The 23,861-nt window shown below is 38.6% G+C and carries 15 protein-coding genes; 13 read left to right on the top strand and 2 right to left on the bottom strand.

The window, feature by feature from the left end; all coding sequences use genetic code 11:
• Positions 1 to 35 precede the first annotated feature (35 nt).
• Positions 36 to 2,414: a tetratricopeptide repeat protein gene (locus BLS35_RS26555; protein WP_090787465.1), complete on the top strand. Its 2,379-nt coding sequence runs from the start codon at positions 36 to 38 to the stop codon at positions 2,412 to 2,414.
• Positions 2,415 to 2,534: 120 nt separating this feature from the next.
• On the opposite strand, the gene BLS35_RS26550 is transcribed toward BLS35_RS26555, so the two are convergent.
• Positions 2,535 to 2,993, bottom strand: a complete 459-nt coding sequence (locus BLS35_RS26550; protein ID WP_090787462.1) for a VOC family protein — start codon at positions 2,991 to 2,993, stop codon at positions 2,535 to 2,537.
• 221 nt (positions 2,994 to 3,214) lie between these two features.
• On the opposite strand from BLS35_RS26550, the gene BLS35_RS26545 reads away from it, so the two are divergent.
• The 6 genes from BLS35_RS26545 (at position 3,215) to BLS35_RS26520 (ending at position 14,347) form a co-directional block, all read left to right on the top strand.
• Positions 3,215 to 3,784 (top strand): RNA polymerase sigma-70 factor, encoded by a 570-nt coding sequence (locus BLS35_RS26545; RefSeq protein ID WP_090787459.1) that lies wholly within the window; start codon positions 3,215 to 3,217, stop codon positions 3,782 to 3,784.
• A 122-nt stretch (positions 3,785 to 3,906) separates the two neighbouring features.
• Positions 3,907 to 5,055, top strand: coding sequence for a FecR family protein (locus BLS35_RS26540; protein ID WP_090787457.1), 1,149 nt, complete (start codon positions 3,907 to 3,909; stop codon positions 5,053 to 5,055).
• Between the two features lie 210 nt (positions 5,056 to 5,265).
• Positions 5,266 to 8,649, top strand: coding sequence for a TonB-dependent receptor (locus tag BLS35_RS26535; RefSeq protein ID WP_090787454.1), 3,384 nt, complete (start codon positions 5,266 to 5,268; stop codon positions 8,647 to 8,649).
• Positions 8,650 to 8,659: 10 nt separating this feature from the next.
• On the top strand, positions 8,660 to 10,261 hold the full coding sequence (locus tag BLS35_RS26530; protein WP_090787451.1) for a RagB/SusD family nutrient uptake outer membrane protein: 1,602 nt from the start codon (positions 8,660 to 8,662) through the stop codon (positions 10,259 to 10,261).
• Complete coding sequence (locus BLS35_RS26525; protein WP_132226080.1) at positions 10,261 to 12,300, top strand: golvesin C-terminal-like domain-containing protein; 2,040 nt, start codon at positions 10,261 to 10,263, stop codon at positions 12,298 to 12,300. The genes BLS35_RS26530 and BLS35_RS26525 overlap by 1 nt, the downstream gene beginning before the upstream one ends.
• Positions 12,301 to 12,310: 10 nt before the next feature.
• Complete coding sequence (locus tag BLS35_RS26520; RefSeq protein ID WP_090787445.1) at positions 12,311 to 14,347, top strand: FAD-dependent oxidoreductase; 2,037 nt, start codon at positions 12,311 to 12,313, stop codon at positions 14,345 to 14,347.
• 55 nt (positions 14,348 to 14,402) lie between these two features.
• On the opposite strand, the gene BLS35_RS26515 is transcribed toward BLS35_RS26520, so the two are convergent.
• Complete coding sequence (locus BLS35_RS26515; RefSeq protein WP_090787442.1) at positions 14,403 to 14,774, bottom strand: DUF1801 domain-containing protein; 372 nt, start codon at positions 14,772 to 14,774, stop codon at positions 14,403 to 14,405.
• A 190-nt stretch (positions 14,775 to 14,964) separates the two neighbouring features.
• Between BLS35_RS26515 and BLS35_RS26510 the strand changes: the two genes are divergently transcribed.
• The 6 genes from BLS35_RS26510 (at position 14,965) to BLS35_RS26485 (ending at position 23,751) form a co-directional block, all read left to right on the top strand.
• Positions 14,965 to 15,561 carry an RNA polymerase sigma factor gene (locus tag BLS35_RS26510; RefSeq protein WP_165973437.1) on the top strand — a complete coding sequence of 199 codons (597 nt, stop codon included), beginning with the start codon at positions 14,965 to 14,967 and terminating at the stop codon, positions 15,559 to 15,561.
• A gap of 96 nt (positions 15,562 to 15,657) precedes the next feature.
• The gene (locus tag BLS35_RS26505) at positions 15,658 to 16,617 is read left to right on the top strand and encodes a FecR family protein (RefSeq protein WP_090787435.1); all 960 of its coding nucleotides are present in this window, start codon (positions 15,658 to 15,660) and stop codon (positions 16,615 to 16,617) included.
• Positions 16,618 to 16,759: 142 nt separating this feature from the next.
• On the top strand, positions 16,760 to 20,062 hold the full coding sequence (locus BLS35_RS26500; RefSeq protein WP_090787432.1) for a TonB-dependent receptor: 3,303 nt from the start codon (positions 16,760 to 16,762) through the stop codon (positions 20,060 to 20,062).
• 45 nt (positions 20,063 to 20,107) lie between these two features.
• Positions 20,108 to 21,631 carry a RagB/SusD family nutrient uptake outer membrane protein gene (locus BLS35_RS26495; RefSeq protein ID WP_090787429.1) on the top strand — a complete coding sequence of 508 codons (1,524 nt, stop codon included), beginning with the start codon at positions 20,108 to 20,110 and terminating at the stop codon, positions 21,629 to 21,631.
• A 216-nt stretch (positions 21,632 to 21,847) separates the two neighbouring features.
• A complete protein-coding gene (locus tag BLS35_RS26490) occupies positions 21,848 to 22,444 on the top strand; it encodes an RNA polymerase sigma factor (RefSeq protein WP_090787426.1) in 597 nt (198 codons plus the stop codon).
• Positions 22,445 to 22,533: 89 nt separating this feature from the next.
• Positions 22,534 to 23,751 (top strand): FecR family protein, encoded by a 1,218-nt coding sequence (locus BLS35_RS26485; RefSeq protein WP_090787423.1) that lies wholly within the window; start codon positions 22,534 to 22,536, stop codon positions 23,749 to 23,751.
• Positions 23,752 to 23,861 lie beyond the last annotated feature (110 nt).

Below are 23,861 nucleotides of genomic sequence, written 5' to 3'. Positions count from 1 at the left end.
TTTTATACTTCCTCTACCTAGAAAATGCACATTCAATGAAAAATTTTTCAAACGAACTTAACCAAATCATAGAATTATATAACACGCTTGATTTTTCACATGAAAACGATTTGTTGTCAGCTATTGAAAACAAAAACACCTGCGAAAATATTCTGACAATAGTTCAAAATATACTAAGCACAGAACCGCATCATTTTGATGCATTGTTATGGCGCATAAAGATAAATAACAGCCCTGTTTTTGACAATATCTCTTCCATACAAGATGATTGTACCCTTATACTAAAAACCAGTGGCGATATAACCTGTAGGCTTCAAGTGTATGATTGGTTGATCTATATTTACCTGGAAAAACTATCGTTAAATGATCTTGCTATTGAAACTTTGGAAAATAAACTGGCTGATATTGCAGGCATAAAAGATAATTGCGCTTTGCAGGACCAGGCTTTTGGTGATACTTATTGCCGATTGGCATATCTGCATCAAGAAAAAGGAGATGAAATCAAAGCGATCGATTATTACCTGAAATCGTTTAATCATTCCCCAAAAATGACGTCCAGAAATTATGAGGCTGGGATGCTTTTGCTGGAATCAGAAAGATTTGATGAGGCAGAGCAATTATTGTCAGCTCATTTTGAGTTAGCAGACCCCGTTGAGTGTAAAGACTATGCAGAAAAGATAGAGGAGTTGTTTAACCATGGGAAATTAAATAAGCACTGGAATTTGTTTAATTTATTTTATCCCACTGCATTTGATATGCCAACAGCATTTGGGTATAAAAACCGTCAGGAGTTTGTGACGAAATATCTGCCTATCATTATAAATGAAACTGAAAAAAATCCAACAAATGCCGTAGCCTGGAGGATGTTGAGTAACAACTATTACTTTAATGATAAGAATGCAAAAAAAGGTTTCGATACTTTGACCAAATATTATGAAATAGTTGAAGAGGTAAAGGATGTCGCGATTGAAAGGTATTATGATACTGCTGAAGACTTAAATATAGATTTACGAAGTATCGATTTTCCAATTTATCCTGATGGCGCAGTTTGCTATCATATACTCACTACCTATCTGGAAAAGGGCAATGAGGCACAAGATAAGAGCGATCATTATTCGGCACAAATGTATTATGAAACGGCAAAAAAATACGGTTTAGCCGGCTACCATGCATTTGATACTTACTTTAATAGTAATAAGGGCTTATCGATTAACAATGAACCACATACTTTTGCAATGCTTTGCAATAATCTGGGCATCGTAATTAAGCAAGTGTCCTGGTATCAGCACAAAAGCTACCTTAACGACGATTGTAAATTTGCATCAGACATACATTGGCAGGGTTACCAGGTTTCTCCTTTTTGGGAAAACTTAGATAACGGAATGGAAATCTCATGGAGAAATGAAGGTGCCCTGAATCTGGAGAAATTCTGTCTTGAAGTTCTTGCGAATTTCGATTATTATAAGAATATTCTGGAAGCTGAAAAATGGTATAAAGTTATGTTTTATCTTATAACTGCTTACCGACAATTAGAAAAACATGAACAGGTAAAACAAATCTATGAGCAAACTATCCAAAAATTTGAAGAAAACGGAGATGAACATAAAACAATTGTAGGTGTCGTTTTGGATACGGCCATTGTATTCTTCAATTTTTTAATGGCTAAGGGCATGCACCATCAAAGTATCAGTTATGTAAGTAATTTATTTAGCAATCCGGTTTATCAAAAAATGCAAAGTGAAAAAGCAGAGAGTTTTAATTACTATTTTATGGCTCATGCTCATCTGGGGTTAAACGATAAAAATGAGGCTCAAAAGTATTTTAAACTAATTACCGAGAAGTTTGCTAACACTCAATTAGGTTATATAAGCGATGTAGTTGATGATGCTAAAACTAATTTGAATATAATAAATGCTGGGCAGAACTTCGATGAAATAGTTGTTTCGCTTTATAAAACTCAGCCTTTAAGATTTTTTGATTATCCTTTAAAAGAAAAGGAAGAAAACGCTAAATATTTAAAGCAGATTTTAAATTTAGTAACCAATAGTAAAATGCCTTCGTCATCAGCATGGGTTGAGAAAGACATGTACATTGGTTTTGAACTTAGAACAAAAAGAACTGAGACTGAGGAAATATACGATTCATTTTTTTACATCCATTTAAAATCCGAAGACTTAGGTATAAGATATGAACTTGTAGAATGGAGAGATTTAGAGCGTGGATTTTTAGGTTTATCAAAGAAAATAGTGGAGCGCAGTGCTTTTTATATATGTTTCTATACGGCGTATAGTTCGAATACATCTGATACACGAACAGAATTTGAAATGGCATCAGAGCACTTGCAGCAGAAGGCTCAATATTTATGGAAAGAATGGATTAATAAACTACATTATTATGAGCTAAACACTAAATAGTGTTGAATACAGAACACTTTTATCCAAAAACTGATTCGAGAATAGTCCAGTAAAGGACACATAAAAAGGTCTTGGGATTAATATCCCAAGACCTTTTTATTTAGCAGTAGATTGAATATTTTAGGTTTGTTTATTACCAAGTTCCTCTGCCAGACCGATCAGAATTCCTTCTGCCCCGCGAATGTAGCACAGTCGGTAGGAATTCTGATATTGAACCACTTCGCCAACGAGCTCAGCACCATGTTTGCTGAGTCTGGATAGCAGCTCGTCAATGTCTTCAACGGTGAACATGACACGTAAATAACCGAGCGAGTTCACGGGGGCTGTACGGTGGTCTGAAACAGTAGTAGGGTGGAGGAATTGCGATAGCTCCAGACGGCTGTGACCATCGGGGGTAACCATCATGGCGATCTCCACGTGCTGATCTCCCAGTCCGGTAACACGACCAGCCCATTCACCTTCAATGGTAGCTCTTCCCTCAAGTCTTAGGCCTATCTCCGTAAAAAAAGGGATGGCATTATCGAGTGATTCCACAACGATGCCCATATTGTCCATTCTTATTAACTTATTTTCTGCCATAATTTTTCTCCTTAAATTCTATTCAAAGTTAATGTAATGCTACCTACATTCAAATGCACAATAACGGCAAGTTAAGGGGGGAAATGCGACGCACATCTGAAACAATATGATGTTTTCATCTTGCTCGAGGATAATACTTTGCAGTGGGTTACGAATAACCGGAAAAAATAATTAATATTGATTTCTATTCTAACCAAATTGTAATAACGAGCTAATAGTTAATGGTTGACAACCGCCATATTGACGATACTGATTTAACTGCTTTACTGCAGCAGGGGAATCAAACTGCTTTTACAACCATTTACAATACTTATTGGAAGCTGCTTTTTCGTACTGCGTATCGTGTCCTCAACGATACAGCCGCAGCTGAAGATATCGTGCAGAACGTGTTTTTCAGTTTATGGAAACGCCGTGAAGAAACAAAAATTTTAAACTTGAAAGCATATCTGCAGCAAGCCACCCGGTTTAGCGTGTTTCAGGCGATCCGCGAACAAAAACACGATGATTCTTTTTATAATCGCCTGGCCTTGGTTACCACTGATATAATTGCCGACAATCCTTTACTTTTTAAAGAGCAGCAGGAACTGTTACAAAACATTATTGAATCTTTACCTGATGATTGTAAGGAAGCCTTTCGTTTGAGTAGGGAAGAGCAAATGACCTATAAACAGATTGCTGCCTTGCTGAACATCTCTGAAAAGACTGTAGAAAAGCGTTTGAGTAAATCATTAAAGCATATTCGCAACAGTTTAACCCTCAGCTCATGCCTCATTGTGCTGATTAATTATTAGCGTTGAAATCTCTTTTATAGCCAGATCAAAGCCCATACCTCATTTTTTTAAATTATTTTTTCTTTTTGCGTAGGGTGTCGCCATGTTTTTTATACTTATAATAAACGGACAATAATGGCCCCATGGAAAAACAACGCTTTTTAATTTTATTGGACAAATATATCAACAGGCAAACTACGCAAGAAGAACAGCGCCTGTTGGAAGAATATTATAAAAGATTAGAAGCCCTATCTGAGCTTGAACTGTCTGATCAGGAAGAAAGTAAATTTCAGCAATCCATACTGCAAAAGATTCAAACCCGTATAGATGCAGAAGAAGAGCATGTTCAGCCAAAACGGAAACACTATTATAAAATTTGGTCCATGGCAGCTTCTATATTGCTGCTATTGGCTGTTGGAAGTTATTTTTATGAGGCTAAAACCCCGGCTCCTGTAGTGCAAACTGCGAATTTAAAGGGGAATGATATTTCGCCGGGTTCAAATAAGGCCGTGCTGACTTTAAGTAACGGAAAGGAAATCGTTTTGTCGGATGCTGATAACGGGGTATTGACCAACCAGGGTTCAACTAAAATTGTTAAGAAAGCCAATGGGGAACTGGCTTATCAGGTTGAAAATAAGGATGCCAATCCTCAAACTTTGTTCAATACCATAACCATCCCAAGAGGGGGACAATATGAAGTGATTTTACCTGATGGAACTAAAGTTTTATTGAACGCTGCATCCTCCTTAACATATCCAACACAGTTTAATGGTAAGCAAAGAAATGTGGAGCTTAAAGGTGAGGCTTATTTTGAAGTTGCAAAAAGGAAAGCAATGCCTTTTGTGGTAAAAACAAGTGATATTGAAATTAAAGTTTTGGGTACCCATTTCAACATTTCATCCTATCCGGATGATCCAGCGATAACTACTACCTTACTTGAGGGCTCCGTTAGTATAAATAAAGGAACCGTTACTGCTTTGCTTAAACCAGGGCAACAAGGGATTTCAAGATCAGGTGTAAACACCCTTTCCGTACAGGATGCCAACATCGAACAAGTTATGGGTTGGACAAAAGGATCCTTTGTATTTGCAGACCTAAGTATAAAAGAAGTAATGAAAATAGCCAGTCGCTGGTATGACGTTGATGTGGAATACCAGGGCGACGTGCAAAGTAAAAAATTCGGCGGAACCACGTCCAGATATAAGAACATCACAGAGTTACTTGAATACATGAAAATAACCGGGGGCATTAACTATAAAATCCAAGGAAGGAGGGTGATTCTTATGAATTAACGGGTACCTAATAAATCATAGGAATTTAACAAATGTCAGGAGCGTACCACCGCTCCCGACTTGTAGCTAATTGTAGCCGCTGTTAAGTAGCCTAATGATCGCTTTTCAATCAACCAAATATTTAAGAAACCTAACATTCAAATGTATAAAAAAACTACTGCAATCAGATGCGGGAGGTATTGCTACTTTCACCCTAAATTTTTGCTGATTATGAGACTGTCCTATCTTCTCTGTCTGATCTCCTTGAATGCATTGAGTGCTGCTTCGGTAGCACAGAGAATCACTTTAAATAAAAAAGACGCTTCACTGAAAGAAACGCTGAATGACATTCGTCACCAAAGTGGATATAGCATATTTTATGATGTCGACCTCATCAATAAGGCAAAACAGATTAGCATTAATATTAAAGATGTTTCCTTGGAAGACGCCTTAAATAAATGCTTTCTAAACCAGCCTTTTACTTACAAAATTGATAAACGGACAATTTTAATTACACCTAAAATGGCTGTCGCTCCATCGCTGCAACAAATTTCAGTCACGGGAATTGTTAGAGATGTCGATGATCAGCCTTTATACGGTGCCACGGTTAGACTGAAAAATTCGCAGATTTTTACGACCAGTAATAAAGTTGGGGCATACAAAATAACTGTTCAGGACCAAAATGCGATACTGGTTTTTTCTATGGTCGGCTTTGATACGCAAGAACTTCCTATCGCTGGAAAAACGACCATCAATGTTGCATTGAAACCGAAAAAAACGGATTTAAACGAAGTGGTGGTGATTGGCTACGGTACGGTAAAGCGAACTGATTTGACAGGTTCTGTGGCAGAAGTTAATATGAAAGACTTCAACAAGGCCTCCGTTAAATCTTATGACGAGGCATTGGCAGGAAGAGTTGCCGGTGTTAACGTTTCAGGAAACGATGGTCAGCCCGGTGGCGTAAATAACATTGTCATCAGGGGCTACGGTTCAATCACGCAGGACAATTCGCCATTATATGTCGTGGATGGTTTTCCACTGGAAGATGGGATGAATAACTCCATAAACCCTACAGATATTGAATCAATCAGTGTACTTAAAGATGCCTCTTCGACCGCTATTTATGGCGCCAGGGGAGCAAATGGTGTAATCATCATTACCACAAAAAAAGGGAAAACAGGAATGCCTACGCTTGGGTTTGATGCCTATTATGGCCTGCAGAACGTCGTTAAAAAAATGGATATGTTAAGTCCATATGAATTTGTGAAGTACCAGTTGGAACTTAATCCAACAATTGCTCCCCAGACTTACCTAACACAAGGCAAAACTTTAGATAGTTACAAAGATGTAAAAGGGATCGATTTTCAGGACCTCATATATCAAACCGCGCCTGTTCAAAATTATTCCATTTCATTAAGGGGAGGAAATGACAAGACCAGGTACGCCATTTCTGGAAATATATTTGATCAGCGGGGTATTGTGATCAATTCGGGATTTCAACGCTACCAGGGTAGGATGAACCTGGATCAGACCATCAGCAAAAAGTTGAGAGCTAGCGTGAACGTCAATTATAGCAACAGTAAATCTTATGGAGTAAGTCCATCAGAACCAACCTCAAATGTGTCATATAGTAACAACCTTTTTTATGCCGTTTGGGGTTATAGGCCTGTTACAGGTAATGATAACGATGCTGCATTATTGGATAATCTGATAGACCCTTCCTTAGAAGGTAATCTTTTTGCCGACTATCGGGTAAATCCTGTGATCTCTGCAAAAAATGAGGTCTTAAATGCCATAACAGACAACCTGATTGCTAACGGTGTACTGGTCTATTCGATAACTCCTAATCTTAGTCTGCGCATATCAGGCGGGATAACTAGAAATACCAGAAAAACAGAAGCCTTTTTTAATTCTATGACCAGTAGAGGAAGTATCTACAATACTTTTGGGGTAAATGGATCTATCTATACTGCTGTTTCTAACTCGTGGTTAAATGAGAATACACTAGACTATAAGAAAACCTTTAAAGGTGGACATAACCTAACTGCATTGGGAGGTTACACCATGCAAGGTTTACAGTCGGGCCGCTATGGATTTAGTGCCACACAAGTGCCAAATGAAGCACTTGGACTTGATGGACTAGATCAGTCGGCCTTATTATCTGCTGTATCTATGAGTTCTCGTTGGGGCCTGGCCTCATTTTTAGGTAGGGTAAATTACGACTATAAGTCAAAATACCTGTTAACAGCTTCAATTCGTGCTGATGGCTCTTCCAAGTTTGCTCCCGGTCATCGCTGGGGAACTTTTCCTTCGGCATCCATCGCCTGGAATATGAACAAGGAAGATTTCTTTGTCAAGATGAACTTTATATCAGAAGCAAAATTAAGGGTAAGTTATGGCTTAACAGGTAACAATAGGATTGCCGACTTTGGTTATTTATCGCAGATCACATTGGGCGTGTTACCGGGGTATTCCTATAACAATGGAGCAACTTCTACAGGTTCACAACTCAATTCAATGGGCAACCCTGACTTGAAATGGGAAACAACAGCCCAGACCAATATAGGTTACGATCTTGGATTGTTTAAAAATAGGGTGATGTTAACTACAGATGTGTATAGGAAAACAACCAGAGATTTATTGTTACTGGCAAATCTTCCTTTCACGATGGGAATTGGCTCTGCTTTTAAAAATGTAGGGAAAGTACAGAATGAAGGATTGGAATTTACCTTGACTACAGTCAATGTGAGTACAAAAGACTTTAACTGGAAAACGAGTTTTAATATTGGTTTCAACAGAAACAAGGTGCTGGAATTGACAGAAAATCAGCAGGAAATATTAAGCCCAGTATTATTTGATTTTTCTTACAATTCATTGTTTGCCTATACTGCGCAAAAAGGACAGCCTGTTGCACAGATGCGTGGTTATTTATGGGATGGTGTATACCAATACAGCGATTTTGATCAGCCAACACCAGGCAACTATGTGCTTAAAAGCACGGTGACGACAAATGGTACTGCACGTGCAAATGTTAAGCCGGGCGACATTAAGTATAAGGATCTTAACGGCGATCTGGTTGTGAATGCGAGTGATATTACTACCATCGGAAAAGGTGTTCCGCTTCATACCGGAGGTTTCGTAAATGACTTTACATATAAGAATTTTGATCTCAATGTCTTTTTTCAATGGTCTTATGGTAATGACCTCCTGAATGCCAATAGATTGGTTTTTGAAGGGAATGGAAAAAATACGATATCGCTGAACCAGTTTGAGAACTGGGCAGACAGGTGGCAGCCTGATAATCCAAGTAACACCTTGTTTAGGACAGGTGGACAAGGGCCGTTCGCCTTCTCGAGCAGGGTCATTGAAGATGGATCTTATCTCCGGCTTAAAACGGTTACACTGGGCTACAAGATTGGAGAGGCGTATGCGAAGAAGCTCTCTATAAAGTCGCTTCGGGTGTTTGCTTCTGCACAAAATTTATTTACCTGGACCAATTATTCCGGACCTGATCCTGAAGTCTCCATTCGTAATTCTGCCCTTACGCCGGGCTTTGATTACTCAGCTTACCCCCGTCCCAGAATGCTAACTTTTGGATTAAACCTGGTTCTTTAATTAAACGATCATGAAGAAAATATTTTTTATCCTCACAACGCTTTTGTTTTTTAATTTTTCCTGCTCGAAGCTGTTAGATACCAAGCCCACGGATTTTGTGGTTCCGGAATTTTTCTATTCCAATGCTGCCGAACTCCAGATGGCATTAAATGGTGTTTATTCACAGCTGATTGATGCGGACTGTTATGGGAATAACTATTTGTATATGTTTAATACCAATACAGATGAATCTTATGGCTTCAGTATTGATTTAGTCACTTCTTACCAATATACTTTTACAGATACAAAGGTAAATGTACTTTGGAACAGCAGTTACATTGGTATTGAACGGGCAAATATGTTGTTGGCCAACATTGATAATCCAGAGATGGATGAGACCAAAAGAGGTATCATTAAAGGCGAAGCTTTGTTTTTAAGGGCATATTTCTACTTTTTGCTGGTGAGTAATTACGGAGATGTTCCTTTAAAACTTACGCCTACTGCTTCTGTAAAGGATGTTAATATAGCAAGAACGCCAACAAAGGATGTTTATGCACAGATTGTGAAAGACATGACCACGGCAGAAACCCTACTTCAAACGCAGACGGTCACTTCATTGGGGTATTCTGGTAAAATAACCAAAACTGCCGCACAGGGCATGTTGGTAAGGGTATATCTGTATATGGCAGGCTTTCCGCTAATGCAGACAGACAAGTATGAGGATGCTTTGTTTTGGGCACAGAAAGTGGTGGACTCAAAAGAACATGCTTTAAATCCAGACTATAGCCAGGTTTTTATCAATTATGCGAAAAATAAATACGATGTAAAAGAAAATCTATGGGAGCTTGAGTTTTTTAGAGATAACAATGGATTTGCAAACAAGGGTGGTACCTATGCAGGTCGCTTTTGCGGCATCAGGTGTTCAGACAATTCTGTAGGTTACAGTACAGGGAGCATCGTGGCTACCAGAAAGCTATTTGATCTTTATCAGATCAATCCAACAAGTACAACAACGCCAAATAAAGAATCTTATGATTTAAGAAGAGATTGGAATTGTGCAAATTACAATTATGGATCTGCAGCCGTTGCAAAGAAAACCGCTGTTACCAGTCCATGGTTAATGTGTGCCGGAAAATGGAGGAGAGAATACGAAGAGGTTGTACCTAAAAATTCCAATTACACACCACAGAACTTCCCAATGTTGCGATATAGTGACGTTTTGTTGATGCTTGCAGAAGCTGAAAATGCAGTGAACGGACCGACAAAAGTTGCGTACGATGCAATTAATGAAGTACGAAAAAGAGCTTATGGATTGATGTTGCCAACGCCACCAAATCCTACTGTAAATTCGGCCCTGACACCAGGGCTCCAACCGGATAAATTTCTTGAAGCCATTAAAGCGGAACGGTCGAGAGAGCTTTGTTTTGAAGCTTTAAGAAGGCCAGATTTGATTCGCTGGGGTAATTTTGTGCAGGACATGAAAACCTTTTTGGCCTATGCCATTGCCAATGGAGGTAATAACTTAACCATCACCACGGCATCAAGAATGGTCACCGAACGGAATCTGTTATTACCAATTCCAAGCTATGACCTTTCCTTAAATAAACTGTTAACACCAAATCCAGGATACTAATGAAGAACATAGATTTTTTATTAGTGAGATGCCGATGCGTTTCACTGGTTGTTGCTGTGAAACTTTGTTTGCTAAACCTGGGTTTTGCTTATGGACAACAGGAGCCAGTCACTAAAGAAGCAAAACCTGGCCAGATCAGTATCCTGCAAACAGTGCCGGGGAATATTTTTTATGCAAATGATTCAAAGAACTTTACTATCCAGGTAGCTGCTGATTCGATTGAATGGGCCTGTTATGACTATTGGGACAATAAAGTGCTGTCGGGGAAAAATGCAGTTGTTGCCAATACAGTCGCACTTAGCATTGCCCCTAAAAGACTTGGCTGGTTTAAGCTTATGGTTGATGCAAAGAAAAATGGATTGAGTACAGGGCTAAAAGCAACATCTTTTGCCGTGGTTTCAAATTTCGACCTGAGTAAAGTCAGCGAGTCAGCCTTTATGGGGCAAACACATTCCTGGCAGTCGGCTGAAATATTGATTCCTATTGCCAAAAAAATGGGTGTAAAATATGTTCGTGATGCGATCAGATGGGATGCCATCGAAAAGCAGAAAGGGGTTTATAAATTTACTGACAAACAAGATCAGTTCATTTCCTTGCTTGCACTGAATGGTATGAAACCTTATGTTGTTTGTGCTTTGTACAATCCACTTTATGATAATGGCCTGGCGCCTGTTTCTGAACCAGCGCAATTGGCTTTTGCCAATTACGTAAAGCAGTTACTAGGGCATTATCCTTCCATTACTGATATCGAGATCTGGAATGAACCCGATATTGCTACCTTTTCCAAAGGCTTGATCACAGTAGATGAAAAGACCAGTTTTTACTTCAATCTTTTAAAAACATCTTATGAACTGGTTCATCCCGAGTTCCCAAAAGTGAAGATCAGTGGTATTGTATTGGGCGAACTTGCTACGGATCAGTTTCTAACTAAAATCTTACAAAAAGGGGGGATGAAGTATATGGATGAGTATGCTTTTCATTCTTACAAATCTGTTCCTGAAGCGATTGAACAGGAGATAAACAGGCATAAAGCGATTCTGAAATCCCATAATGGTGACAAGTTAATCCCTATAAACCTATCGGAAACCGGATTTACATCTTATACATTTACAGAGAAAGAGCAGGCCAATTATTTACCAAGAAGAATTGTGACTGCATTAGCAAATGGTATCCAAAAAATAGGCATTTATAATTTGCAGAATAAATCTACTTTGTTTGATAGGGAAGGTGCTTATGGTTTAATCAGGCATCAAGATGATACTTTGGGTGCTTATACGCCTAAGCCCGGTTTCGCAACTTATGCGGCGTTGACCCGTGAATTATCCGGGGCAAAGTTTGTTGAGGAAGAAGCGGTTTCCCCAGGCTTAATTTACGCTTATAAGTTTAACAAAGCCGGACAGGATATTCGGGTAATGTATTCCCCTTCCGGTACGGGTGTTCATCTTTATCCTAAGGAAGCCTCCATCGATATTGTTGATGTGATGGGCAACCTTAAAACTTATAAGGCGGTAAATGGGGTAGTTTCTCTAACATTGGATGAAAACCCGGTTTATATTAGAGGACAATTGAAGTCGCCGTTTGTTAAAGAGTATGTGCTCAATGCCAGCAGTCGGATAAAATTAAACTATGGGTTTTATGTTGGAGGTTATACGGAATCTGCTGGAAAATGGTTTCCGGCGATAGAAGAAGTCAAGGGCCAGGATGGTAAAAGGACACGAGTAGTGGCGAAAGCTGATCTTGAAGCTAAGGCGACCTGGAAATCTGCAATTGCGATACCCGGGGATTATCAGCTCTCTGTATATCTGCCATCTAATTCCGCATTAAAAATTAATGCAACCAGAAATGCCCTTTATACCGTTTACGTAGGCGGCAAAAACGTAAAGACAATCCAGGTAGATCAATTTGCTAATCAGGGGAAATGGTTTGATTTGGGTACTTACAAGTTGCCAAGGGGCACTAATAGTTATGTGGAGCTAACTGCGGAAAAGGCTGAAAATCCATTACGCGCAGATGTGATCAGCTATAAATTAATCAATTAAACGACACTCAATGAAACTAATGATGAATTCCATTTTTTTTAAAAGATTACTGATCCTTTCGATAATTTTCTTTTCAAACATACAATTCTCCAATGCCCAGAAAGCGGAGAGCTATACGGTTGATGTTTGTATCTACGGTGGCAACTCGGCCGGTGTAATTGCGGCCTATAGTGCAAAAAAACTGGGGAAAACAGTTTTGTTGATTGAGCCTGGAAAAAATTTGGGTGGATTAACTTCCGGTGGACTAGGTTTTACAGATATAGGGAATAAGAATGTGGTGAGCGGTCTTTCCAAAGATTTTTACCGCAGAATCGGATCACATTATGGAAAGCTTGAACAATGGATTTTCGAGCCACATGTGGCGGAAAATATCTTTAAGGATTACGTTAATCGGGCTGGTGTAAATGTTGTGTATAATTATCGGCTTTCGGGCTTGACCAAGGTTAACAATGTGATTAAATCCATCACAATTGAGCCCTCTGCGGGAGCTTCAAAACTGAAGCATAAAGTTGTAAATGCTAAAGTCTTTATAGACTGTAGTTATGAGGGCGATTTAATGGCAAAGGCAAAGGTGTCGTACACTGTAGGACGTGAGGCGAATTCAAAATATAAGGAAATCTATAATGGGGTTCAGTTGTTGGATGGACATCAGTTTCCGGATCAAATTGATCCATATCGCATTAAAGGTGATTCTACAAGCGGATTAATTTGGGGAGTGAGCAAAAATCGCTTAATGCCACAAGGTTCAGGAGATCATAAAGTTCAATCTTATAATTATAGAATTTGTTTGACGGACGATCCTAATAACCGCATAGATATACAGAAGCCAAAAGGATATGACAGCACACAATTTGAACTATTGCTAAGGTTAATGGAGAAACAGAAAAAAAAGGTAAAACTGGATGATTATTTTATTTGGAGTAGAATGCCTAATCGCAAAACAGATATCAACAATCGCAATGGGTTTTCTACAGATATGATTGGTCTTAATTTTGCCTATCCGGATGGAAATTATGCTGTTAGAAAAAAATACATTGAGGATTTGACACTGTATACACAGGGCTTATTGTACTTTTTTGGCCACGATAAAAGGGTGCCCCTGGAGCTTAGAAACGAAATGTTGCAGTGGGGTTATCCAAAAGATGAATTTAAGGGAAATAATAACTGGTCGCATCAGCCTTATATTAGGGAGGCCAGAAGGATGGTGGGCGCATATGTGGTTAGTCAGGCAGATTGTTTAGGGGAATCCGTAGCTGATGATGGAATTGCATTGGCGGCTTATAATATGGACTCTCATAATACGGACCGGATGGTTGTTAACCACATGGTTAAAAATGAGGGTAATGTGGAGATTCCGGGCTTGTCGCCATATCCGATTAGTTACAGAGCTTTAATACCCAAAGAAGAGGAATGCAGTAACCTGATTGTACCGGTTTGCTTATCGGCCAGCCACATCGCTTATGGCTCTATCAGGATGGAACCGGTATTTATGGTGCTTGGACAAGTGGCGGCAGTAGCGGCAACTTTAGCAGTAGATCAAAAAGTCGCTGTACAGCATGTTAATTATCGTAAAATCAACGAACGGTTGAAAAAGGATCCATTGTTGGATGGTAGTTATCCCGAACTGATTGTTGATAACCTTTCAAAAGATATAAAAACTGAAGGCGAATGGGGCTTGAAAAAAGGTCGTTCATATGGACCTAATGCACTTTATCACAATCAGAAAAGTGAAGCCGCCGCATCTGTTACTTTTTACGGTAATAATTTGAAGGCTGGTCAGTATGAATTGTTTAGCTACCATCCGATAGTAAACAATGGTGCTGCGACAACGGAAGTTCAAGTGTTTGATGGTGCTGACCACCATAAGTATACAATTGTAAAAGCCGATATTAATGTGCTTGGACAAACTTCGGGCGAGTGGGTGTCATTGGGTAAGTACACTTTTAAAGGAACAGGAAAGGCTTTTGTTAAAATTATTGGTAATAAAACTGGTGGTGTAGTAGTCGCTGATGCGATATTATTTAAACCATTAAAGGTTGGGAAGTAACAACGATTCCATCTTATTTATAGTTGTGATGGGCGTTTAGGTTAGCCCATCACAACTAATTTTTAATTTCTATTATTCCTTTCCTGTATAAGTCTAATGCTTCTTGCAAAATGCTTTTAATTGCCTTTATGGGCAAATCTTCGATTGGATTAACCCTGAAAATCTTCATTCGCGAACGGTCACCCTGTTCCAGTTGGGGATGATCCAGGTATTTCCCTTCAACCATCAGGATATAAGGTTCGTCTGTTTTTTTGTCTGTCCATAAATAACAAAACATTTTCTTTTTATAGCAAAAGCAGGGCATTCCATATTTCTGTGTTTCGGTAATGTTTTCATCTTGCTCAAGAATAATACTTCGCAGCGCAAGTAGGTAGCCTTTGTTCGGTTCTTCTTTCTTTAGATAGTAGTTTTGAAGTTCTTCTAACATTTTCTCTTATTCTGACGGTTGTGTTTATCTAGTGTAGTAAATTTACTGAATTAAAAAACATTAGAATATTCAAGGTGGAATTTCTGCATTCCTTATTCCTGAAGGATATTAGTTTCAATGATTAATATTCCATTTACTTTATAATTTTGCATTATTGAGGTACTTGCGTATCTTTCCAACCAAAACCAAATTGAATTTTAAGTTGAGCACGGGGCCTAAGATTAGTTTTCTTTCTGCTGATAGGGACAATGAAAAAAACGGGAGCGAAGTATTTAAAGCGCTATTCGAGCTTTATGGCCCAAAAATTTATTCATTTGGAATGTCCTATCTAAAATCTGTGCATGATACCGAGGAATTGGTTCAGGACGTATTTATGAAGTTGTGGAATCAATGTGCTTATATTGACGAATCGAAAAATGTTAAGGCGTTTATTTATAAGATTGCTGTTAACATGATTTATGATCAGCTGAGGAAACGAAAACTTGAAAAATTATCAACCGAATTGGCTGCCTATAAGTTGAACGAACAAGACGATACCACCTGGAATAGTCTCGTGTTTAATGAGCTACAGGAGCAAATTGATCAATTAATTGGTCAGATGCCTGATCAACGACGGTTGGTCTTTACCATGAGTAGGGTGGAGGGACTCAGCTATGAGGAAATCGCCAGGAAATTAAATATCTCTGTCAGAACTGTAGAAAATCAGATTTACAGGGCAATGGCTTTCCTTAAATTGCATATCGACAGCAAGTACATTTTGTATTTGGTGTTGTATTATTTCTATTGATCACAATTATTTTTTTTCTGCGTGAGTAGTTAACGCCTTTCATTCGTATGAGTTAGGTAAGGCAAGGACTTTTGTCGCAATATCCTTACTGGAAACATGGATACAGAAAAACATCAGGAGAAAATTATTAAATCATTTTACCAGCCCGAATTGGAGTTTGAGGTAAAGCGAGACTTATATAGAATTTTAGAGAGTGAATCGTCATTTAAGCAAGAAGATGTTGATCTGGATCCCTTGTATGACAGAATTTGTAATACAATAGCTGAAAATCAGAAGTTAATAAAGAGAAAACGGCTTATTCATTGGGTTAAATATGCAGCCTCCAGCGCGGCCATATTTGTGCTTGGCGTGCTTTTTTATGTGCTTTTTGTCCAATCTTATTTTAATCAGAAAGATAAAATGGAGTTTACATTTATAGCTCCAAGTCAATCAATATCGGAAACCATTTTACCAGATGGTACCAGAATTTTTCTTAATTCAAATTCCAAAATTCGTTATCATTTGAATACCATTGATGATGTAAGAGAAGTTTTTTTAAACGGAGAAGCCTGGTTTGATGTCCGAAAAAATAGCCGTGTACCTTTTGTTGTTCATACTTCGAACTATCGTGTACTCGTGCATGGGACTAAATTTAATGTTTGCGCTTATGGGAATAAACAGGAAGTTGTTACTACACTTCAGGAAGGATCAATAGAGATTCTTCCGGTTGAAGGTAAAAAGAACATTTCATCTCTTAAGTTAAAACCGGGGCAGCAGTTTACGCTCTACAAATCAACGGGATCTGTTGACCTGAAGAATGTTCAGGCTGGTTTTTCTTCCTTATGGAAAGAACCTGAAGTTCGTTTTGAAAATAAAAGCTTTAAAGATTTGTTAACCATGCTGGAAGGTAGGTATAACGTTCATTTTGTAGTTAAGGACCCCGAATTGTTTAATTATCACTATGATGGAACAATTAGAAATGAAGCCCTTGGCAAGGTGCTGGATATCCTTAAAGAAACATTACCCTTCAGGTATGTCATAGAAGAGAAAGGAATAATACACATAGAGAAACAATAGCTAATGAATTTCTTAAATAAAAAAAGAGCCTATGTAAGCAAGAGAAAGATTTAAACCAAAATATGCCGAAAGACGCTTCAACCTTTCTTTCGGCACAAAGACAAACTCAAAAGGATTTTAGAATTAATCTTTATTTAAAACTATGCAAAAAATATATAAAAACTACTTATTAGTTTCAAATGCAATAAAATCATGGGGGCTTAGGTGGACATTTTTTATTTGGCTGACCGGTCTCATCTTTAGTGTTTCAACCCTCAAAGCCCAGGCACAAAATACACTAACATTAGATTACGAACAAGCTAGAATTGCTGAGGTATTGAAAGCAATCGAGCAAAAAACACCGTATCGTTTTTTTTACCAAAGGGAGCAGATCGATGTAAATCGTAAAGTTACCATTCATGCTAAAAACAAGTCAATTCAGGAAATTCTCGGTACGCTGTTTGCCGATAAAACGATCACGTATAGTATTCAGAAAGATCAGCTTATTATTTTAAAACCTCGCTTGGAAAAGGCTCCGGGAAAGGTTAATGGGCAAAGGGTTTCAGGTACTGTAACTGATGCTTCAGGCATTTCACTTCCGGGAGTATCGGTCAAACTGAAGAATTCAAAAATAGGAACAACTACGGATCTGCATGGGAAATATGAAATCTCTTTGCAAACTGGTGATGTTCTTGTTTTTTCTTACGTGGGACTGGAACCTAAGGAAATAAAAGCGGATGGAGGAGCAATACTAAATGTTAGGCTCGAAAGTAGTGCTGTTGGCTTAAATGAAGTAGTGGTTTCAGTAGGATATGGTGCAGTGAGTAAGAAAGATTTGACAGGTTCGGTAGCTGCTTTGAGTAGTAAGGATTTTAATAAGGGGCTGGTTACTAATCCTGTTGATTTAATGCAGGGCCGCTTGTCTGGAATTAACGTGATTACAAACGGTGGAGAGCCTGGTGCAGGAGCAATGGTTAGAGTTCGAGGATCTAATTCTGTAAGATCTGGTCAGGATCCTCTATATGTAGTAGATGGTGTTCCTTTGGATATTACAGATATCCAGCCATCGGGGGCCACAATCGCGGGAGCCGGAAGTAATGCTGCCAAGAACCCGCTTAACTTTTTAAATCCTGATGATATTGCTTCGATGGATGTGTTAAAGGATGCTTCGGCAACTGCAATTTATGGATCTAGAGGTGCGAATGGTGTAATTCTGATCACCACCAAGAAAGGCAAAGCCGGAAAAGGAGTCTTAAATTATTCAGCAACCGGATCATTATCAGAATTGCCAAGGCAGTTAGATATGTTAAATGCTGAAGAATTTAAGGCTTATCGTACGTCGAAGGGGATTGCTGGGGGAGACTATGGTGCAAATACCAATTGGCAAGACGAGATTTATAGAAAAGCTTATTCTCAGAGTCATAATCTTTCTTACGGGGGTGGAAATGATAAAGGTAACTATAGAGGCTCTATCAGTTATCTTGATCAGGAGGGAATCATCAGAAAAACAGGCTTGGAAAAGCTTACCGCAAGGTTTAATGTTGCGCAGAATCTAATTAATGACAAACTTAGAATTGAGGCCAATCTTACAGCGGCAAGGACTAAGGATCAGCGCGTACCAATAGGTGAAACAGGCGGCTTCGAAGGTGATGTTATCTTGTCGGCGCTTAAGAATAATCCAACCCTTCCTGTATACAATGCGGATGGATCCTATTACCAAATGAGTAAAGATGTAAGAAATCCATTGGCGATGATTAATCGTACTAATGATTTAAATCAAAACGACAGGATATTAGGGAATATTACAGCTTCATTGGAGATTTTCAAAGGATTGAAATATAAAATCAATGTCGCTGCGGATCATTCTAATGCCTCAAGAAAGGTTACTCAACATCATAGTTTGATCTACCTGAGCAATAAAGGAACTGTAGATATCAGTAATGTAGAACTGTCGAGCAACTTGATTGAGAATTTTCTCACTTATGATTTTACCATTGGAGAAAAACATAAGTTCAATGCGCTTGCTGGACATTCGTATCAACAGTTCAAAGCGCAGTCTTACAAGTTAAGTGAAGAAGGGTTTACCATTGATGATTTTGATTATGTCAACGATTTGAGCTTGGGAAATTCAAAACAAGTAAGTGTGAGTTCTTATATTGTAAAAAATGCGCTTCAATCTTTTTTTGGTCGACTGAATTATAATTTGAGTGATAAATATCTGCTTACCGCAACACTCAGAGCCGATGGGTCAACCAAATTTGGTGCGAATCACAAATATGGATATTTCCCATCCGCCTCAGCTGCCTGGAGAATCGGCGAAGAACAGTTTTTTAAACAGTTGAATGCGTTTAGTAATTTAAAACTACGCATGGGCTGGGGAATTACCGGAAATCAGGAGATTCCAAATAAAATATCTCAAATTTTACTGGGCTCATCTGGTGGTGCAATCTTGGATGGCTCGACCAAGAATGTTATCCAGGGAATTACACTTACACGTACACCTAATCCAGACATTCGTTGGGAAAAAACCAGTCAGTACAACTTCGGTCTTGACTTCGGTTTCTTAAAAGGCAGAATTAATGGAACGATAGATTATTTCGACAAGACCACCAAAGATGTACTGCTTGAGGTTTTTTCAGTGGCCCCTGCACCAACAACCAGGGTGTGGACCAATGTTCCAGATATGAAGATTAAAAACCGTGGACTTGAACTTTCATTGAATGGACTGGTTATAGAAAAAGAGGGTTTTAGCTGGGATATGGGATTGAATTTTACGACCATAAAAAATCGCGTTTCAGGGTTGCCAATCAGCCAAATCACTACTGGAGCACCTAGCGGTCCTGGTATTACCGGATTTTCTTCGCAGATTATTAAAAATGGGTATCCAATCGGTACTTTTTGGGGCAGGAAGTTTCTTGGTTTTGACCAGCAAGGAAACAGCATGTTTGAGTTAGATGCGAATGGAGTTGAACTTCAGCAAGAGCTCGGCTCTGCACTCCCTAAGTTTACTTATGGATTTAATACAAGTGTTTTTTATAAGCAATTTGATTTTAATGTGGCTTTCAACGGAATATTTGGCAACAAAGTTTATAACAACCTTGCCAATATTATTGATCAGAATACTTTAATTGCCAAGGAATGGAACGTGAGAAAAGATGCAATAAATACGAATGAAAATCCTAATGGAACTTTAACTTATAGTAGCAGATTTATAGAAAACGGTTCATACCTACGTCTATCTAATGCTACATTAGGATATACATTAAAGCTTAAGCATGTAGATTGGCTAAATAAAGTAAGGTTAAGTCTTACTGCCAACAACCTCTTTATGATTACCAAATATACAGGATACGATCCCGAAGTAAATGCCGATCATTCTGCCAGTGGTGTGCCTTCGATAGGGATAGACTGGACTGCTTATCCCAAAGCCAGAACTGTTCTATTTGGGATAAATGTTGAGTTATAAAGAAGCCTTAACTAGTAGAAAGTGTTTAAACAAAATTATATACTGATGAAAAAGATATATTTAATGACCATCACCTTATTAGTTTTCCTTAGCTCATGTAGTGTCGAGGAGGAAATTTTAGATGAAGTGAATGGAAATAAAGTGATTACTAACCCTGATAATGCAGAGATGATTGTTGCCCCTCCGTATGCGTATCTGAGAGATATTCAAAATAGAAGTGGGGTATGGGGCACTTTACAATCCGTTACTGATGAGCTGGCATGGCCAGCCCGGGGCTCTGACTGGGTATCACCAGACTTGCAAGCGTTGTTTACCCATGATTATAATCCCCGGAATACTTATATCAGAAATACCTGGAATAGCTTTATGCTGGGGATCACGCGCTGTAATGTTGCACTTCAATACTTATCAGCTTTTCCAAAATCGGATAAAATTGATGGATATATTGCTGAAGTGAGATTCATTAGGGCACTATGCATGTTTAAGCTGAATGATAATTTTGGTAAGTTCCCATTTAGAGAGTATACTGAGACAGATTATTCAGTTACCCCTTTAATTCTTGAACGTCCGGCCGCAGTACAGCGCATAATTAAGGAACTGAATGAAATTATCCCGGTATTGAAGAATAAGTCGGAACTTCCTTATGGTAGGGTTTCTAAAGCAGCTGCGCAAATGCTATTGGCAAATGTGTATCTAAATCATGAGGTTTATACTGGAACAAGCAAATGGCCGGAAACAATTGCTGCATGTGACGCCATAATCGGTTCAGGGCAGTATACTGTAGCAGACGATTATTGGGGAATGTTTCAATACGATAATGCGAAATATCTTCAGAATACTGAATCTATTTTATCTGTGATTTACGATGAAACCATCGGTCTCACTGGTTCAGTATGGGTGCCTATTACGCTGCACTATAATCAGAGGTTTGGAAATTTTACGAGTCTACTAAATGGCTGTTGCACAACACCAACATTTGTGGATACCTGGGATACTTCTGATAAGCGGTTTAGTGATAGAAGGTTAATTAATCAACTAGGATTTAACCAAGGATTGTTGATAGGTCAGCAATATTCAATTGCGGGCGTTGCTTTAAAAACACGTACGGGAGAACCCTTGGCCTATACAAAGGAGTTTAGTATTAAAAATTCAAAGGAAGAGGCAGGAGTGAGGATTGTTAAGTTCGCTCCAAACCCCTCAACTACAAATACAAGTAATGCGGGTAATGATTTTCCATTATACCGTCTTTCTGATACTTATCTGATGCGTGCAGAAGCGAAATTCAGATCGAATAATGTAACAGGAGCACTCGAAGACATCAACTATTTGAGAAATACAAAACGTGGTATGCCTGCTTATACCTCACTCGATCTTGATAAGATATTGAAGGAAAGAGGATTTGAACTTTATTGGGAGGGGAACCGTCGTACTGACTTGGTGCGTTTTAATAAATACCGTGATGCCAGGGCAGAAAAGAATTTTGTTACACCAGCCTATAAAGTGCTGTTACCAATTCCTATTAGTGCTATTGAAGCCAATTCGAATCTTGTTCAAAATGACGGATATTAAGGCGTAACGTTTCTTATAAGTAGATAATTAAAAGCGGGATAATCTTAGGGTTTCCCGCTTTTGTTGTATAGGCGGGGAGTCTGTTGAAGTAGAAGAAAGAGGCTTTTTCCTGTATCTGGTAAAGTAAAATAAACGTAAATTTTACGTTAATATGGATTTAATTCTATAAAATTGCCGCTGTTTCTGTAAATTAGATCATATAGGTGGAGAAATATTATGATTTCGGTTAATTTGGAAGAGAATTCTGCTTTGCTACTTGAATTTCAGGCTGGCAATGAGCAGGCTTTTGACCAGGTTTTTATCCATTTCTATCCTTTATTGTGTGTCTTTGCAGAAAGAATTCTCCAGGATGAGGCCCTTAGTCAGGATATTGCTCAGGACAGTTTAATAAAAGCTTGGAACAAAAGGAACGATTTCCTTGACTTTGGCAAACTGAAGTCTTTCCTGTATACCTGTGTGCGCAATGCCAGTTTTAACGAACTGGAAAAACATAAAGTCAAAATAAAGTACCAGTCTACACTTGAAAAATCTGAACCTGCAGACGATTATAATCCACTTAAAGATATGATCCATGCCGAAGTTGTAAGCCGGATTTTTGCTAAAGTAGATACCTTACCTGAACAATGTCGAAAGGTAATTCATATGACCTATATGGAGGGTAAAACTCCAAAAGAAATTTCAGAAGCGCTAAATATTACTGTAAGTACTGTTAATAGTCAGAAAATGCGTGGATTGCAATTGTTGAAGGGGAAATTGTCTGATCATGATATGCTTACTGCGATTGTTCTGTTGCTTCCTGGTGTCTGGAAATAGCGCGAATTAATTTTCTAAAAAAAAATATCAAATTCTTTTGGACAAAATGTATAGGCTTCCTGTTATATAGGAAATTGTCCAATAGAAAAATGATAGAAGAGCCGAACATATATGTAGTTAACCGGATTGCTGATCTGATCAATGGTTACCTGTTCAATGATTTGAATGGTGCCGAGTTAGAGGAATTAACGCAATGGATCAATGCTACAGAGGAGAATAAGCAAATCTTTAAAAGTATAGTGAATGAGCCGGCTTTATCATACAGTGGGAAAATTTATAACAATGCAAATGTTGTATCTGCATTGACAAATGCAAAAAAAGAACTTGTTTTTTCTGGGAATAAGGTAGTCAAATTAAAAAGTAATAGAAACCTTTGGTCGATTATCACATCGGCAGCAGCGATCATCATGGTCATTAGCGCGGGTATTTTCTTTTTCGACAATTCCCGCTTTTCCGGTTTGGAGATCGTTAAAGGTTCTACAGATATCAGACCCGGTGCTGAACGTGCCACACTTACGCTTTCGAATGGTATTGAAATAGATCTGACGACTTTAAAGGACGGAGAACTTGCTATCAAGCAGACTGGCGTAAAGATTACGAAAACCAGAGAAGGAGAGGTGATTTATAATTTAATAGATGAACGTTCGGTTCTGCCGGGAGCAACCAGTTACAATACGATAAAAACGCCAATTGGTGGGAAGTATCGAATTATTTTACCAGATAGTACCCGGGTTTGGCTGAATGCCTCCTCTTCGCTCACTTATCCAACCTCATTTTCGGAAGACGGACCTCGTCGTGTAGAACTTAAAGGAGAGGGGTATTTTGAAGTTCATAAAGTTATTAAAGGGGGAGCCATGGCCTTGCCTTTTGTCGTTAGCACTTTAAAACAGGAAATCAGGGTACTGGGGACGCATTTTAATGTAAATGCTTACTCCGATGAGCCATTGGTTGCGACTACATTGCTGGAGGGGATGGTGAAGATCAATGACAAGGTAATACTAAAGCCGGGACAGCAGGCCATTAGTAAAGGAGACTTGTTAAATGTGAAAACGGTGAATGCCGCTGATTATGTAGACTGGAAGAGCGGTGAATTCAACTTGAGCAACGACGATTTCCGAAGTATAATGCGCAAGATTTCCAGGTGGTATGATGTGGAAGTAATCTATGATGACTCTGCTCCGGAGCAGGTTAAGCTGGGAGGCTGGATCTCCCGTACTAAGAATATATCTTCAATTTTAAATATTATGCAAAAAACCGGTAAGGTCCACTTTAAGCTGGAAGGAAGGAGGGTGACCGTAAGTAAATAATTACCTAAAAACCGGCTTAAAATAAAAAAAAACCAGAAGTGGTGGGACACTTCTGGCTAAAAATTGGTTTTAAGCCTCAAAATTTATTGACAAACTATTCAACTTAAACC

Source organism: Pedobacter sp. ok626 (assembly GCF_900100435.1).
Lineage (GTDB): Bacteria > Bacteroidota > Bacteroidia > Sphingobacteriales > Sphingobacteriaceae > Pedobacter.
Note: the sequence above shows the minus strand (reverse complement) of the source record. Positions and strands in the feature narration are given on the sequence as shown.